This window comes from Streptomyces roseifaciens, from assembly GCF_001445655.1.
In the GTDB taxonomy this organism is placed as follows: Bacteria; Actinomycetota; Actinomycetes; order Streptomycetales; family Streptomycetaceae; genus Streptomyces; species Streptomyces aureoversilis.
Map to the genome: position 1 here is coordinate 2,015,339 of NZ_LNBE01000004.1, position 15,018 is coordinate 2,030,356.

The window sequence follows — 15,018 nt, forward strand, 5'->3', positions numbered from 1 at the left end:
TGTCCTTACGAAGCGGGCAGGCGGTCGAAGAGCAGGCGCGTCGCGCCGGTCTCGGGGTGCGGCACGCGGTGCGCCCGGACGCCGAAGACGTCGGCGAGCAGCCCGGCGGTCAGCACCTCGTCCGGCGGCCCGGAGGCGACGATGCGGCCGCCCCGGATGACGTAGAGCACGTCGCAGTGCGCGGCGGCGAGGTCGAGGTCGTGCAGGGCGGCCAGGACGGTCGGGCCCGCGTCGCGCACGAGCGCCAGCACCTCCAGCTGCTGGGCGATGTCCAGGTGGTTGGTGGGCTCGTCCAGGACCAGCACCTTCGGCTCCTGGGCCAGGGCGCGGGCGATCAGGACGCGCTGCTTCTCGCCGCCGGACAGCGTCGGGAAGCTCCGCCCGGCGAGGTGGTCCGCGCCCACGCGCTCCAGCGCCGCCGCGCACACCTCGCTGTCGCGTGCCGTGACCCGGCCGGCGGAGCTCTGGTGCGGCAGGCGGCCCATCGCGACGACCTCGGCCACGGTGAAGTCGAACTCGCTCGCCGACTCCTGCGGCAGCGCCGCCAGCCTGCGCGCCCCCTCGCGGGCGCCGAGGGCGTGGAAGTCGTCGCCGTCGAGGCGGACGGTGCCCTTGGCGGGCCGCAGCGCCCGGTAGGCGCAGCGCAGCAGGGTCGACTTGCCGCTGCCGTTCGGGCCCACGAGCCCCACGAACTGCCCGCTCCCGGCGCGCAGCACGACGTCCGACACCAGCCGGGCGCCCGCGACCTCGATCGACAGGTCCTCGATGTCCACCTGCATCAGGCACCCCCGAAGGTGTAGCGGCGGCGCCGCATCAGCAGGACGAAGCAGGGCACGCCGATGAGGGCGGTGAGGACGCCGACGGGCAGCTCCACGGGCGCGAGCAGCAGCCGGGAGGCGATGTCCACCCACACCAGCAGCACGGCGCCCAGCAGCGGGGCGACGGCGAGGACGCGGCGGTGGTCGGCGCCCACGAGCATGCGGGTCACGTGCGGGACCATCAGGCCGACGAAGCCGATCGCGCCGCTGACGGCCACCACGGCGCCGGTGACGGCCGCGGCCAGGACGAACAGCCCGCGCCGCAGCCGCTCGGGGTCCACGCCCAGCGCGGCCGCCGTCTCGTCGCCCATGGCCAGGGCGTTGAGGCTGCGCGCCGTCCACAGCAGGGCGCCGATCCCGGCCAGCACGACGGCCGCCGCGATCGGCACGGACGACCAGGTGGCGCCGCCCAGGCTGCCGAGCAGCCACATCATGGCCGAGCGGGAGGCCTCGCCGCGGTCCGCACTGAAGATCATCAGGGTGGTGACGGCGGAGAACCCGTAGTACATCGCCGAACCGGTGAGGACCAGCCGCAGCGGCGTGAGGCCCTGCGGCGTGCGGGCCGCCAGGTAGACCAGCACCATCGCGGCGAGCGCCGAGGCGAACGCCGCCCCGGACAGCGCCCACACGCCCAGCGCGCCCAGCGCCCCGAAGAGCAGCACGGCGTTGGCGCCGATCGCGGCGCCCGAGGAGATGCCCAGCACGAAGGGGTCGGCGAGGGCGTTGCGGACCATGGCCTGCACGGCCACGCCGACGGCGGACAGGCCCGCGCCGACGACCGCGGCCAGCAGGGCGCGCGGGAAGCGCAGCTCCCACACGATGGTGTACGCCGAGATCTCGCCGGGGGAGATGCTCCCGCCGGTGAGCCCCGCCCGCAGGAAGCGCAGCGTCTCGCCCCAGGTGACGCCCGCGGCGCCGAGGCCGGTGCCGCAGAGCACCGAGAGCAGCAGGGCCGCGGCCAGGCCGGCCAGCAGCGGGGGCAGCGGCAGCCGCCGGGCCGGGGCTGCGGGGCCCGGCGGCGCGCCGGGTGCGGGCCCCGCAGCGGGCTCCTTGGAGCCCTTGGGGCAGACGGCCGGGAGATCTGTTGACACGGGGTGCGTACGCCTTCGCCTCGGGCCGCGTCCCTACGTACGGAGGAGCGGCCCGAGGCGAAGGCGGTCGTGTGCCCGGGTGGTCCCCTCGCAGTCCACGGCGAGTTGTGCGGGGAGCGTGCGCCGCCGTGGGTGATCGGGCTTACGGAAAAGGCCCCGAAGGGCCTTCCGTCCACCGTTGCGGGTCAGCGCCGGAATTCGACCGGACTTCCCCCACGGGGCGCTGTGAAGTTGTGGATCCTGCGGCTCAGCCGGTGTAGGGCGTGCCGTCCGGGTTGTAGAAGGCGACGCCGTCGGGGGCGTCCTCGGGCAGGCTCGCCGCCCACTCCTGGAGGCTCTTCTGGTCGGCGATCTTCTTCAGGTGCGCCGACATGTAGGGGCGCAGCGGCACCTCGGGGGTGGCCTTCTCGCCGACCCACATCAGGTCGCCCTTGACGTAGCCGTACAGGCGCTTGCCGCCGCTGTACGGGCCGGACGCCTCCGTCCGCGCGACCGCGTCGGTGGCCAGGTCGATCTGCGGCTTCTGGTCGGCCAGCTCGCCGTACCAGACCTCGGCGACGCCCTGGTCGCGGACCATGACGATCTCGACCTTGCGGTCCTTGTCGATCCGCCAGAAGCCGGTCTCGCTCTCCAGCGGGCGCACCATCTTGCCCTCGGCGTCGAGCACCCAGCTGTGCGACGTGTACTCCAGGAAGTCACGGCCGTCGTGGCTGAAGACGACCTCCTGCCCGAAGTTGCACTTCTCGGCACCCGGGAAGTCGGCGACGCCCGCACCCTCCCACTTGCCGAGGAGGAAGACGAGGGGCACGAGGTCCGGGTGGAGGTCGGACGGAATCTCGATCATGGGCTCAGACGATCTGTGCGAGAGCGGACAACGGGGCGGGTCAGCGCTGGCCCTGGTACAGCTTCTTCCAGGTCAGGCCGGCGAACGCGAGAACGCCGACGGCGACCAGCACGAGCAGGGTGGTGAAGACTGCCTCAAGCACGAGCGCGCTCCTCGTCGGGAGTGAGGGTGTACGGACCGGTCACGGGTGTACGGACCGGTCACGAGTCTAGTCGGCCCCGGTTCCGGCGGCGCTGTGAGGTGGATCGTGCCCGCCCGGCCTTGCGGCCGCAGGGCTAGAGTGCCTGGCATGGCCAAGAAGCTGGTGATCAAGGTGACGGCGGGCGCGGACGCGCCCGAGCGGTGCTCCCAGGCGTTCACGGTGGCGGCCGTCGCCGTCGCGAGCGGCGTCGAGGTGTCGCTGTGGCTGACCGGTGAGTCGTCGTGGTTCGCCCTGCCGGGGCGCGCGGAGGAGTTCGAGCTGCCGCACGCGGCGCCGCTGCCGGACCTCATCGAGGGCATCCGGCTGGGCGGCGGCATGATCACGGTGTGCACGCAGTGCGCGGCGCGCCGTGACATCGAGGAGAAGGACCTGATCGAGGGCGCGCGCATCGCCGGTGCGCAGGTGTTCGTCCAGGAGGCGATGGCGGACGGCGTGCAGGCGCTCGTCTACTAGGCGCCGGAGGCTGGTGCCGGGGGCTAGTGCCGCTTCTTGCCGTCGAGCTCGTCCCACCACTCGTCCGACTTCGGATCGCCGGAGGGGTCGTCCCACCAGCGGTCGTCGGGCCCGCGGCGGTTGGCGACGATGGCCGCGACGGGCGGGATGACCATCGCGAACAGGCACATGCCCACCGCGGCGGGCACGGACCACAGCCGCACGACGGCCCACGCCAGGACGAACAGTCCGATGCAGGTGCCCATCATGGCGAAGTACAGATGGCGTCGCCGCGCGTACATACCGTCCACGGTACGGCGGTGGGCGCGCGGTGGTAAGCGGACGGCGCGGAGGGCCACACCCCCCAAGGCGTCCAACCCCGGGGTGCGGCCCTCCGGCCGTCGGTGGCGTCCTGCGACGCCCGTCGTCAGACGGCGATCGCGACCTCGGTCAGGCCGCCCTGCTGCGCCACGACCTTGCGGTCGGCCGTCGCGCCGGGCACCAGCGCGCGCAGCGTCCACGTGCCCTCCGCCGCGTAGAAGCGGAACTGCCCGGTCGCGGACGTGGGCACCTCGGCGGTGAACTCTCCGGTCGCGTCCAGCAGGCGCACGTAGCCGGTGACGGGCTGGCCGTCACGGGTCACCGAGCCCTGGATCGTGGTCTCACCGGGCTTGGCGGTCGAGGCGTCGGGGCCGCCGGCCTTTGCTCCACACATAAGCGTTCCTTCGGTTGCCTGTTGCCTGTTGCAGGGGGAGACGGTCAGTTGGCGCCGAGCTCGATCGGCACGCCGACGAGGGAGCCGTACTCGGTCCAGGAGCCGTCGTAGTTCCTGACGTTCTGCTGGCCGAGCAGCTCGTGCAGCACGAACCACGTGTGCGCGGAGCGCTCGCCGATCCGGCAGTAGGCGATGGTGTCCTTCGACAGGTCCACACCCTCGCCCTCGTAGAGCGCCGTCAGCTCCTCGTCGGACTTGAAGGTGCCGTCGTCGTTGGCCGACTTCGACCACGGGATGTTGCGCGCGGTGGGCACGTGGCCGGGGCGCTGCGACTGCTCCTGCGGGAGGTGCGCCGGGGCGAGCAGCTTGCCGCTGAACTCGTCGGGGGAGCGGACGTCGACCAGGTTGAGCGAGCCGATGGCCGCCACGACGTCGTCGCGGAAGGCGCGGATGGAGGCGTCCTGGGGCTTCGCCTCGTACGCGGTGCGGGGGCGCTGCGGGACCTCGGCGACCAGGTCGCGCGAGTCCAGCTCCCACTTCTTGCGGCCGCCGTCGAGGAGCTTCACGTCCTGGTGGCCGTAGAGCTTGAAGTACCAGTAGGCGTACGCGGCGAACCAGTTGTTGTTGCCGCCGTAGAGGACGACGGTGTCGTCGTTGGCGATGCCCTTCGAGGAGAGCAGCTCCTCGAAGCCGGCCTGGTCCACGAAGTCGCGGCGGACCGGGTCCTGCAGGTCGCTCTTCCAGTCGATCCGGACGGCGGTCTTGATGTGGTTCTTGTCGTACGCGGACGTGTCCTCGTCGACCTCCACGATGACGGTCTTCGGGTCGCCTGCGTCGATGCGGGCCTGTACCCAGTCGGCGTCCACCAGGACGTCACTGCGGCTCATGCTGTTCTCCTCCGGGGCAGTTGCGGATGTGCGCAAACGCTTGCTGGCGCGCGGCGAGGGGAGCGCGCGGCGCTGCGCAGCGGGTGGGATGGGAGACGAGACGGGGGAAGGCTTCCCGTAAATGAGGGGAACGTTTCCCGTCAGACATGACGACAGAGCATGGCGGCGACGCGGCACAGGTCGACTGCCCGCCGCTTCGTGAGGTCCGCCTGTCGCTTCATGCCCACGATCGTAGGGACGGTGAGTTGGCGTGTCACCGGTGTGTTGGATAGTGAGACGAGATCTTCCGGATACCGAGATGGGGGAAGCCTGAAGAGACACAGGAGGGGCGGGCGGGTGCAGCCCCCGGCGTCCGCGTCACCAGGACGTCTGCCCTCCGGACACCGAGTCTCGCTGGGTGGACCGGAGGGGTGGGGGCCGTCCGGTCAGCCGGCCAGGTTGACGTTCGAGCCGGTCAGCGTGATGTCCACACCGTCCTGCGTCGCCACGACCTTGTCCAGCTTGATGCCCTTCGGCAGGCCGCTGATGCGCCGGTCGAAGTCCGTCTTCTGACGGATCGCGCGCTCCAGGCCGGGGAAGGCCTTGGCCTCGTCGGGGATCTGGTCCGCCCGCACCCGGACGGTGTCGCCGTTCACGATCGTGACCGTGGAGATGACGCTGCGCTCGATGGGCAGCCCCGCGAGCTGCACCTTGCCGGTGACCTTGACCTGGCTCTTGCCGGCGGCGTCCCGGCCGCCGAAGCCGACCTTCACCGTGGGGTCGTTGGTGGCCTTGCTGAGGTCCTCGTACGACAGGTGCGCCGTGCCCGTCGCCCGGCTCGCGACGGCGGAGGAGAAGCTGCTGTCGATCTTCACGTCCTGCAGCTTGGCGTCGAAGCCCGACACCCGGATCGACTGCCCGCCCGAGCTCGCGGTCGCCCCGTCGAGCTTGACCTCGACCTCCTCCAGGGAGGAGTCGGCGATCTGCGTGAGGAAGGGGAAGCCCTTGATGGAGACCTCGGGGGTGCCGGTCAGCCCCTGACTGCTGCGGATCTTCTCCGCCGCCTGCTCCTCGGCGAAGTAGACGGCGATGCGGTCGGCGCCCACGAAAAGGGCCCCCAATATCACCGCGATGATCAGGGTTATGCGTATCGCGCGCATTCGGTCTCTCCAGCTCCCCCGGTCTCGGTCAGGCTCCTGCACTGCCCTTGCAATGCGAAGGAGCCTAACCGGACCGCTGCGGCGGGAGGGACGGGCGATCAGCCCAGGACGCGGCCGAGCACGTAGACCGCCGGGGCCGCGGCCGCCAGCGGCAGGGCCACGCCCGCCGTCATGTGCACGAACCGCGACGGGTAGTCGTAGCTCGCCACGCGCAGGCCGACCAGGGCGCAGGCGCCCGCGGCGAGGCCCAGCAGGGCGGCGGACGTGCCCAGGTCCGTCAGGCCGCCGGTGGCGACGCCCGAGCCCGCGGCCGCGAGCAGCGCCACGACGGGCGCGGCGAGGGACGGCAGCGGCAGCGCCCGGGCCAGGGCGGCGGCGGCCACGGCCGTGGCGCCGACCACGACGGCGTCCGAGGAGGCCGCCAGGTGACCGGCCGCGAGGACGGTGACGGCCGACGCGGCGGCGGCCGCCGTCAGCCCGTACAGCCGCTCGTCCGGCGAGGCGTGGCTGCGCAGCTGCAGGACGAGGACCAGCAGCATCCACACGCCGAGCGTGCCGATGACGACGGTCGGCGCCTGCACGGAGTCCGTGGCCAGCATCCCGATGTCGGCGGCCACGCCGCCCAGGAACGCCAGCGCGATGCCCTGCCGGGCGGGCCACATGCCGTTCAGGCGGAACCAGCCCGCGGCCGTCACGGCCTGCAGCAGCACCAGCGGCACCGCCAGCGCGAACTGGCCGAGCGGCGCGGTGAGCGCCAGCAGCGCGGCGAGCGCCGTCGTGATCAGGGCGGGCTTGAGGCCCGGCGAGAGGATCTGCGGGCGGCCCTCGGCCTTCGCCTTCTCCGCGGCCGTCATCGGCCGGTCGGCGACCTCGCCCGGCACGGGCTCGCGCACCGGCTCCGGCGCCCGGCCCGGCTCGTGCGGAACGGGCACGGCCCCGGGGACCGGGCCGGGGACGACGCCCGCGGGACGCTCCTCGGGGAGCGCCCGGCGGCCGCCGGCGTACGGCTCGGCGGGCTGCTGGGGGAGCGGGCCGCCGGGCCAGGACGCGTCGTAGGCGTGGTGGTCCTCGGCGGGGGCGGACGGCTGCTGCCACGTGCCCGTGTCCCAGGTGGGCGTCTGCCAGGTCTGGGTGACCGGCTCCTCCTGCTGTGCGGAGTAGCCCTGGCCGCCGTTGGTCGGCCACTGGTACTGCTGCTGCGGTTGCTGCTGCTGGGGCTGCTGCGCGTACGCGTCGTAGGAGTTGTACGTCTCGCCGTACGCTCCCTGCCCCTGCTGGTGGTGCTGCTGTGCCTGCTGCTGCGGCTGCTGCTGGTCGTACGAGCCGTAGGTCCCGCCCTGGTCGTAGGACTGCGCGTCGTAGCGCCGGGTGCGGGCGTCGTTGTACGGGTCGTACGGGTCCTGCGGATCGTACGTATGGTGCGGCTGATTGCTCATGCTGCCGGGGTCACCCTCCTGCGAAGGGCGGGAGCACCTCGACGGTGCCGCCCTCGGCCAGTTGGACCGATGCGTGGTCACGGGTGCCGACCGGGGCGCCGTCCACCAGGAACGAACAGCGCACCAGCACCCGGGCGAACTCGGGGGATCCCGCGTGCCGCCGGCGGGCCGCGTCCAGCGCCTCCGCGAGCGTCCGCGCCGCGTACGGCTCCTCGGCCGTACCGGTGGCGGCCTTCGCCGCGGCCCAGTACCGCATGGTGCCCACCGGTCCCGGCTGCCCCGGCAGGGCCGGTTTCACCGGTCGTGCCGGTTCTGTCGTCGCCACGGCGACCCCTTTCCTTCTTCTGCCGCCTCCCATGATGACGGGTGCCGGACGACGGGCCGCCCGCCGCCGTAAATACGGAGGCCGCACGGCGAGGCGCTCGCATACGCTGCCCAGTGTGCTGGTCCGACTATCACGGGCGTATCTGAGGCCCTACTCCACATCGATCGCGCTGATCGTGCTCCTGCAGCTCGTCCAGACGCTTGCCACGCTCTACCTACCCTCGCTCAACGCCGACATCGTCGACAACGGTGTCGTCAAGGGTGACACCGACTACATCCTCGCCCTCGGCGGCGCGATGCTCGCGGTCACCCTCGTCCAGATCGTCTGCGCGATCGGCGCGGTCTACTACGGGGCCCGCACCGCCATGGCGGTCGGGCGCGACCTGCGCGCGGCCGTCTTCGACCGGGTGCAGTCCTTCTCCGCGCGGGAGATGGGGCACTTCGGCGCGCCCTCCCTGATCACCCGTACCACCAACGACGTCCAGCAGATCCAGCTGCTGGTGCTCATGGCGTTCACGCTGATGGTCTCCGCGCCCATCATGTGCGTGGGCGGCATCCTGATGGCGCTCGAGCAGGACGTGCCGCTGTCCGCCCTGCTGCTCGTCATCGTCCCCGTCCTCGGCGTGATCGTCTCGCTGATCATCTGGCGGATGCGACCGATTTTCCGCGGCGTGCAGGACAAGATCGACACGGTCAACCGGGTGCTGCGCGAGCAGATCACCGGCATCCGCGTCATCCGCGCCTTCGTGCGGGACGCGCACGAGCGGGAACGTTTCGACGGCGCGAACGCCGATCTGATGGACGTCTCCCTCAAGGCCGGCCGGCTGATGTCGCTGATGTTCCCGTCCGTGATGCTGGTCGTGAACCTCTCCTCCATCGCCGTCCTGTGGTTCGGCGGTCACCGCATCGAGAGCGGCGACATGGAGATCGGCGCGCTGACGGCGTTCCTCAGCTATCTCATGCAGATCCTGATGGCCGTCATGATGGCCACCTTCATGTTCATGATGGTGCCGCGCGCGGAGGTCTGCGCCGAGCGTGTCCAGGAGGTCCTGGCCACCGACTCCAGCGTGGTGCCCCCGGCGCGCCCGGTCACCGAGCTGCGCAGCGGCGGCCACCTGGAGCTCGACGGCGTGGAGTTCCGCTACCCCGGCGCGGAGGAGCCCGTCCTGCGGGACGTCTCGCTCGTCGCCCGGCCCGGCGAGATCACGGCCGTCATCGGCTCCACGGGCAGCGGGAAGTCCACGCTGCTCGGCCTGATCCCGCGGCTGTTCGACGCGACCGCCGGCACGGTGCGGGTGGGCGGCGTGGACGTCCGCGAGCTCGACCCCGTCCGCTCCTCCGAGGCCGTCGGCCTCGTCCCGCAGAAGCCGTACCTCTTCACCGGGACCGTCGCCTCCAACCTGCGCTACGGACGGCCGGACGCGACCGACGAGGAGCTGTGGGAGGCGCTGGAGACGGCGCAGGCCCGCGACTTCGTCGAGAGCATGGAGGCCGGCCTGGAGGCGCCGATCGCCCAGGGCGGCACGAACGTCTCCGGCGGGCAGCGCCAGCGCCTGGCCATCGCCCGCGCCCTGGTCCGCAAGCCGGACATCTATCTCTTCGACGACTCCTTCTCCGCCCTCGACTACGCCACCGACGCCCGGCTGCGGGCCGCGCTGGCCCGCGAGACCGGGGACGCGACCGTCGTCATCGTCGCCCAGCGCGTGTCCACGATCCGCGACGCCGACCGCATCGTCGTCCTGGACGAGGGCCGCGTCGTCGGCACCGGCACCCACACCGAGCTGATGGCCGGCAACGAGACCTACCGGGAGATCGTGCTCTCCCAGCTCACCGAGGAGGAGGCGGCGTGACGACCCCGGAGAAACCGGCTTCCCCGGGCGGGGACGAGGCCGCGGGGGCCCGGGCCGCCGAGGCCGGGACCGCCGACGGCAAGCCTGCAGAGGGCAACCCCGCAGAGGGCAACCCCGCAGAGGGCAAGCCTGCAGAGGGCAAGGCCGCCGGGGGACCGGCTGCCCCCGCCGGGCGCGGGCCCGCCCCCGCCACCGGCATTGCCCGCTTCATGGGCGGCCAGCCCACCGAGCGGTCCATGGACTTCGCGGGCTCCAGCAAGCGGCTGCTGGGCACCCTCAGACCCGAGCGGGCCCTGATAACCGTGGCGCTCGTCCTGTGCGTGGCGAGCGTCGCCCTGTCCGTCCTCGGCCCGAAGATCCTCGGCCGGGCCACCGACCTGATCTTCGCGGGCGTCATCGGGAACAAGTTCCCCGACGGCATCAGCAAGGCCGAGGCCGTCGAGCGGATGCGCGAGCAGGGCGACGGCACCGCCGCCGACCTGCTGGGCTCGGTCGACTTCACCCCCGGCCAGGGCATCGACTTCGACGCCGTCGGCAACGTGCTGTTCTGGGTCCTGCTGATCTACGTCGGCGCGTCCCTGTTCGGCCTCGTCCAGGCGCGGATCGCCACGACCGTCGTCCAGCGCGCCGTCTTCCGGCTGCGCCGGCAGGTCGAGGAGAAGCTCGGCCGGCTGCCGCTGAGCTACTTCGACAAGCAGCCGCGCGGCGAGGTGCTCTCCCGCGCCACCAACGACATCGACAACGTCGCGCAGACCCTCCAGCAGACCATGAGCCAGATCGTCACCTCGCTGCTGACGATCACCGGCGTGCTGGCCGTGATGTTCTGGATCTCCTGGCTGCTCGCCCTGGTGGCGCTGATCACCGTCCCGGTGTCCGTCGTCGTCGCCACGAAGATCGGCAAGCGGGCGCAGCCGCAGTTCGTCGCCCAGTGGAAGACGACCGGCAAGCTCAACGCCCACATCGAGGAGATGTACACCGGGCACGCGCTGGTGAAGGTCTTCGGCCGCGAGAAGGAGTCCGCGGAGATCTTCAGCAAGGAGAACGAGGACCTCTTCCAGGCCGGGTTCAAGGCCCAGTTCATCTCGGGCGTCATCCAGCCCGCGATGATGTTCATCGGCAACCTGAACTACGTGCTGGTCGCCGTCGTCGGCGGGCTGCGGGTCGCCTCCGGCGCGCTGTCCATCGGTGACGTACAGGCCTTCGTCCAGTACTCGCGCCAGTTCAGCCAGCCCCTCACCCAGGTGGCCTCCATGGCCAACCTCGTGCAGTCCGGCGTCGCCTCCGCCGAGCGCGTCTTCGAGCTGCTCGACGCCGAGGAGCAGTCCGAGGACGCGGCGGACGCCCCCAAGCCGGGGCGTGTGCGCGGAGAGGTGGCCTTCGAGGAGGTCTCCTTCCGCTACGAGGCCGACAAGCCGCTCATCGACGGCCTGTCGCTGACCGTCCGGCCGGGCGAGACCGTCGCCATCGTCGGCCCGACCGGCGCCGGCAAGACCACGCTGGTCAACCTGCTGATGCGGTTCTACGAGGTGGGCGGCGGCCGCATCACCCTCGACGGCACCGACATCGCCGCCATGTCGCGCGAGGAGCTGCGCTCCCACATCGGCATGGTCCTGCAGGACACCTGGCTCTTCGGCGGCACGATCGCGGAGAACATCGCCTACGGGGCGCCCGCGGGCACCTCCATGGACAAGATCGTCGAGGCGGCGCGGGCCACGCACGTCGACCGCTTCGTGCGCACCCTGCCGGACGGCTACGACACGGTCATCGACGACGAGGGCTCCAACGTCAGCGTCGGCGAGAAGCAGCTCATCACCATCGCCCGGGCGTTCCTGGCCGAGCCGGAGATCCTCGTCCTGGACGAGGCGACGAGCTCCGTCGACACCCGCACGGAGGTGCTCATCCAGCAGGCCATGGGCCGGCTGCGCACGGGCCGCACGAGCTTCGTGATCGCCCACCGCCTGTCCACGATCCGCGACGCGGACGTCATCCTCGTGATGGAGTCCGGCCGGATCGTGGAACAGGGCACGCACGACGGGCTGCTGGCGGCGGGGGGCGCGTACGCGCGCCTGTACGAGGCGCAGTTCGCGGAGCCGGTCGCCGAGCAGGCGTAACGCCGTGCCGGCGCGGGCGCCTGTGCCCGCGCCGGCAGGCGCGTTTCCGCTGCCGCGGCGGCCACCGGCCGGCGGTGCCGGTGGCTGCCGATTCCGCCGGACCCGCGCCGCGGTGGTGGCTCGCCGCGGCGGCGGTCCTGAGAGGCAGGGCCTCTCAGGTCTTTCCCGCCGCAGCGGCGCGCAGCCACGACGTGGCGGACCGGCGGTGCCGGACCGGGCCGCAGCCCGGTCCTGTCACAGCCGGGCAGTCGTCCAGTCCGCGATCCGTGCCAGCAAGGCACCGTCCGCAGCGTTCTCGGCATGGCCGAAGCCCCGTTCGATCCACAGTTCCGTGAACCGTGGATCGCCCGCGCCCGCGAGGGCGTACGGGTGGTCGAGCGGGAAGTACGCGTCCCGGTCGCCGTGGACGATCAGCAGCGGCCGGGGCGCGATCACCGGGACCGCCTCCACCGGGGAGAGCGGGACCGGGTCCCAGTCCTCCGCCTGGACCCGCGTCCCCAGCCCGTAGCGCGCGATCAGCCGCCCCGCGGGCCGTGAGATCGCCCAATGCAGCCGCCGCATGGGTGCGGTACCGCGGTAATACCAACGCGATGGCGCACTTACCGCCACGACCGTGTCGGCGTGTGCGTCCGTGCGCCCCGCGTGCTCCCCGTACTCCACCTGCTGCTCCACGCCGTAGAGCGCGGCGTGCCGCAGCACCACCGAGCCGCCCATCGAGAAGCCCACCGTGGCCACCCGCTCGTGCCCGAGCGAGCGTGCCCAGCGCACCGCCGCGGCCAGGTCGAGCACCTCGCGGTCGCCGACCGAGGAGTGGCCGCCCGAGCCGCCGTGCCCCCGGAAGGAGAACGTGATCACCGCCGCACGCTGGGCGAACACCCGCGCCGCCCGGCGCAGCCCGGGCCGGTCGAGGGCTCCGGTGAAGCCGTGTGCGAGCACCACCGCGGGGGTGTCCTGCGGAGGCGTCCGCGATCCCGTACGGGGCTCGTACGCCGCCTCCACCCGGACACCGTCGGCTGTCAAGAGCGCGATGCGATGACCACTCGAAGTGATCGACGAAACACAAGGTCGTGCAAAATCGTCCGGACCTCCGAAAGTCATGTGGGCTATTCTGCTGGGCAGAGAGGATCCGGGCAGAGTAGCCCCCGGGTCCTTTTGTGCATTCATGTGCTGAGACAAGTGCTGGGACGCACGCAACCGTACGAAGCAGTGCCGCACTCTCCCCCAGAGCCAGGCCCTGGGTGGTACCCCTTCGCAGGGACCGAGGAGGAACCGACGTCATGGGCGAGCGAAGCGCGCGGGTCCGCAAGGACCGTACGACCAGTGAGGCGGGTGGCAGCCGATGAGTTCCCTGCTGCTCCTGACCAATGCCCTCCAGCCCTCGACGGAGGTGCTCCCGGCGCTCGGCCTGCTCCTGCACAGCGTGCGGGTGGCCCCCGCCGAGGGCCCGGCCCTCGTGGACACCCCCGGTGCCGACGTCATACTGATCGACGGCCGGCGTGACCTTCCGCACGTGCGCAGCCTCTGCCAGCTCCTGCGCTCCACCGGGCCGGGCTGCCCGCTGATCCTCGTCGTCACCGAGGGCGGCCTCGCGGCCGTCACCGCCGACTGGGGCGTGGACGACGTCCTGCTCGACACCGCGGGCCCGGCCGAGGTCGAGGCGCGGCTGCGGCTGGCGATGGGCCGCCAGCAGATCTCGACGGACGACAGCCCCATGGAGATCCGCACCGGCGACCTCTCCGTCGACGAGGCCACGTACAGCGCCAAGCTCAAGGGGCGGGTGCTGGACCTCACCTTCAAGGAGTTCGAGCTGCTGAAGTACCTCGCCCAGCACCCGGGCCGGGTCTTCACGCGTGCCCAGCTGCTGCAGGAGGTCTGGGGCTACGACTACTTCGGCGGCACCCGCACGGTCGACGTGCACGTGCGGCGGCTGCGGGCGAAGCTCGGGCCCGAGCACGAGTCGCTGATCGGCACCGTGCGGAATGTCGGATATCGGTTCGTTGTGCCCGAGAAGGTCGACAACCCCGGCGAGGGCAAGCCGAAGGACTCCGCCAAGGCGCAGCGGACGGAGGAGCCGGAGGCCGCGAAGAGCGGGGCCGCTCGCCCGGCCGAGCGGTGAGTGGACCCGCGTAGACTTCCGCGCGTGGCCAAGGTGACGCGGGACGATGTGGCGAGACTGGCGGGGACGTCGACCGCGGTGGTCAGCTATGTCATCAACAACGGACCGAGGCCGGTGGCACCGGCCACGCGCGAGCGCGTGCTGGCCGCGATCAAGGAGCTGGGGTACCGGCCGGACCGGGTCGCCCAGGCGATGGCGTCCCGCCGCACGGACCTCATAGGCCTGATCATCCCGGACGCCCGCCAGCCCTTCTTCGCCGAGATGGCGCACGCGGTCGAACAGGCCGCGGCCGAGCGCGGCAAGATGGTCCTCGTCGGCAACTCCGACTACCTCGACGAGCGCGAGGTGCACTACCTGCGCGCCTTCCTGGGCATGCGGGTCTCCGGCCTGATCCTCATCAGCCAGGGCCCGAGCGAGCACGCGGCCGCGGAGATCGACGCCTGGGACGCCCGGGTGGTCCTGATGCACCGCCGCCCCGACGCCATCGACGACGTGGCCGTCGTCACGGACGACGTCGGCGGCGCCCAGCTGGCCACCCGCCACCTGCTGGAGCACGGCCACCCCTACGTGGCCTGCCTCGGCGGCACGGAGCGCACCCCCACCATCGGCGACCCCGTCACCGACCACGTCGAGGGATGGCGCCGCGCCATGCGGGAGGCCGGGAAGTCCCTGGAGGGCCGGCTCTTCCCGGCCCCGTACAACCGTTACGAGGCCTACAAGGTCGCCCTGGAGCTGCTCTCCGGGCCCGACCGCCCGCCGGCGCTGCTCTGCGCCACGGACGACCAGGCGATCGGCGTCCTGCGGGCGGCGCGGGAGCTGCGCATCGACGTGCCCGGCGAGCTCGCCGTCGCCGGCTTCGACGACGTCAAGGAAGCCGCCCTCACCGACCCGCCGCTGACCACGGTCGCCTCCGACCGCCAGGCCATGGCGCGCGCCGCGGTGGACCTCGTCCTGGACGACTCGCTGCGGGTGGTGGGCACGCGCCGCGAGCGGCTGAAGCAGTTCCCGTCGGCGCTGGTGATCCGGCGCTCCTGCGGCTGCGGCGGCTGACGG

At 72.1% G+C, this 15,018-nt stretch carries 15 protein-coding genes; 5 read left to right on the forward strand and 10 right to left on the reverse strand.

The genetic code is table 11. From position 1 onward, the window contains the following. Window positions 1-5: 5 nt before the first annotated feature. The 3 genes from AS857_RS26260 to AS857_RS26270 all read right to left on the reverse strand — a co-directional run bounded on the left by AS857_RS26260 (window position 6) and on the right by AS857_RS26270 (window position 2,753). Window positions 6-779 (reverse strand): ABC transporter ATP-binding protein, encoded by a 774-nt coding sequence (locus tag AS857_RS26260; RefSeq protein ID WP_107105661.1) that lies wholly within the window; start codon window positions 777-779, stop codon window positions 6-8. Beyond that, window positions 779-1,807 (reverse strand): FecCD family ABC transporter permease, encoded by a 1,029-nt coding sequence (locus AS857_RS26265; protein ID WP_058047068.1) that lies wholly within the window; start codon window positions 1,805-1,807, stop codon window positions 779-781. Before AS857_RS26265 ends, AS857_RS26260 begins: the two co-directional genes overlap by 1 nt. Before the next feature lie 349 nt (window positions 1,808-2,156). Continuing rightward, window positions 2,157-2,753, reverse strand: a complete 597-nt coding sequence (locus AS857_RS26270) for a heme-binding beta-barrel domain-containing protein (RefSeq protein ID WP_058045693.1) — start codon at window positions 2,751-2,753, stop codon at window positions 2,157-2,159. Window positions 2,754-3,042: 289 nt separating this feature from the next. On the opposite strand from AS857_RS26270, the gene AS857_RS26275 reads away from it, so the two are divergent. Further along, window positions 3,043-3,408 (forward strand): DsrE family protein, encoded by a 366-nt coding sequence (locus tag AS857_RS26275; protein WP_058045694.1) that lies wholly within the window; start codon window positions 3,043-3,045, stop codon window positions 3,406-3,408. A 23-nt stretch (window positions 3,409-3,431) separates the two neighbouring features. Here the strand turns inward: AS857_RS26275 and AS857_RS26280 are convergent, their stop codons facing one another. The 6 genes from AS857_RS26280 to AS857_RS26305 form a co-directional block, all read right to left on the reverse strand. After that, window positions 3,432-3,689, reverse strand: coding sequence for a DUF3099 domain-containing protein (locus AS857_RS26280; protein ID WP_058045695.1), 258 nt, complete (start codon window positions 3,687-3,689; stop codon window positions 3,432-3,434). A 125-nt stretch (window positions 3,690-3,814) separates the two neighbouring features. Further along, a complete protein-coding gene (locus AS857_RS26285) occupies window positions 3,815-4,102 on the reverse strand; it encodes a DUF1416 domain-containing protein (RefSeq protein WP_058045696.1) in 288 nt (95 codons plus the stop codon). 44 nt (window positions 4,103-4,146) lie between these two features. Continuing rightward, window positions 4,147-4,989 carry a sulfurtransferase gene (locus tag AS857_RS26290; protein WP_058045697.1) on the reverse strand — a complete coding sequence of 281 codons (843 nt, stop codon included), beginning with the start codon at window positions 4,987-4,989 and terminating at the stop codon, window positions 4,147-4,149. A 425-nt stretch (window positions 4,990-5,414) separates the two neighbouring features. Then, window positions 5,415-6,128: an LmeA family phospholipid-binding protein gene (locus AS857_RS26295; RefSeq protein WP_058045698.1), complete on the reverse strand. Its 714-nt coding sequence runs from the start codon at window positions 6,126-6,128 to the stop codon at window positions 5,415-5,417. A 98-nt stretch (window positions 6,129-6,226) separates the two neighbouring features. Further along, window positions 6,227-7,564, reverse strand: a complete 1,338-nt coding sequence (locus AS857_RS26300; RefSeq protein ID WP_058045699.1) for a hypothetical protein — start codon at window positions 7,562-7,564, stop codon at window positions 6,227-6,229. Between the two features lie 10 nt (window positions 7,565-7,574). Next, on the reverse strand, window positions 7,575-7,820 hold the full coding sequence (locus AS857_RS26305; protein WP_058047069.1) for a MoaD/ThiS family protein: 246 nt from the start codon (window positions 7,818-7,820) through the stop codon (window positions 7,575-7,577). A gap of 184 nt (window positions 7,821-8,004) precedes the next feature. Here AS857_RS26305 and AS857_RS26310 point away from each other — a divergent pair, with 184 nt between their 5' ends. Next, window positions 8,005-9,738: an ABC transporter ATP-binding protein gene (locus tag AS857_RS26310; RefSeq protein WP_058045700.1), complete on the forward strand. Its 1,734-nt coding sequence runs from the start codon at window positions 8,005-8,007 to the stop codon at window positions 9,736-9,738. A gap of 209 nt (window positions 9,739-9,947) precedes the next feature. Beyond that, window positions 9,948-11,849: an ABC transporter ATP-binding protein gene (locus AS857_RS26315; protein WP_058047070.1), complete on the forward strand. Its 1,902-nt coding sequence runs from the start codon at window positions 9,948-9,950 to the stop codon at window positions 11,847-11,849. Between the two features lie 234 nt (window positions 11,850-12,083). On the opposite strand, the gene AS857_RS26320 is transcribed toward AS857_RS26315, so the two are convergent. After that, window positions 12,084-12,947: an alpha/beta hydrolase family protein gene (locus tag AS857_RS26320; RefSeq protein ID WP_079110637.1), complete on the reverse strand. Its 864-nt coding sequence runs from the start codon at window positions 12,945-12,947 to the stop codon at window positions 12,084-12,086. 241 nt (window positions 12,948-13,188) lie between these two features. Between AS857_RS26320 and AS857_RS26325 the strand changes: the two genes are divergently transcribed. Both AS857_RS26325 and AS857_RS26330 read left to right on the forward strand, forming a co-directional pair. Then, window positions 13,189-13,965: a response regulator transcription factor gene (locus AS857_RS26325; RefSeq protein WP_058045702.1), complete on the forward strand. Its 777-nt coding sequence runs from the start codon at window positions 13,189-13,191 to the stop codon at window positions 13,963-13,965. A gap of 24 nt (window positions 13,966-13,989) precedes the next feature. Next, the gene (locus AS857_RS26330; protein ID WP_058045703.1) at window positions 13,990-15,015 is read left to right on the forward strand and encodes a LacI family DNA-binding transcriptional regulator; all 1,026 of its coding nucleotides are present in this window, start codon (window positions 13,990-13,992) and stop codon (window positions 15,013-15,015) included. Window positions 15,016-15,018 lie beyond the last annotated feature (3 nt).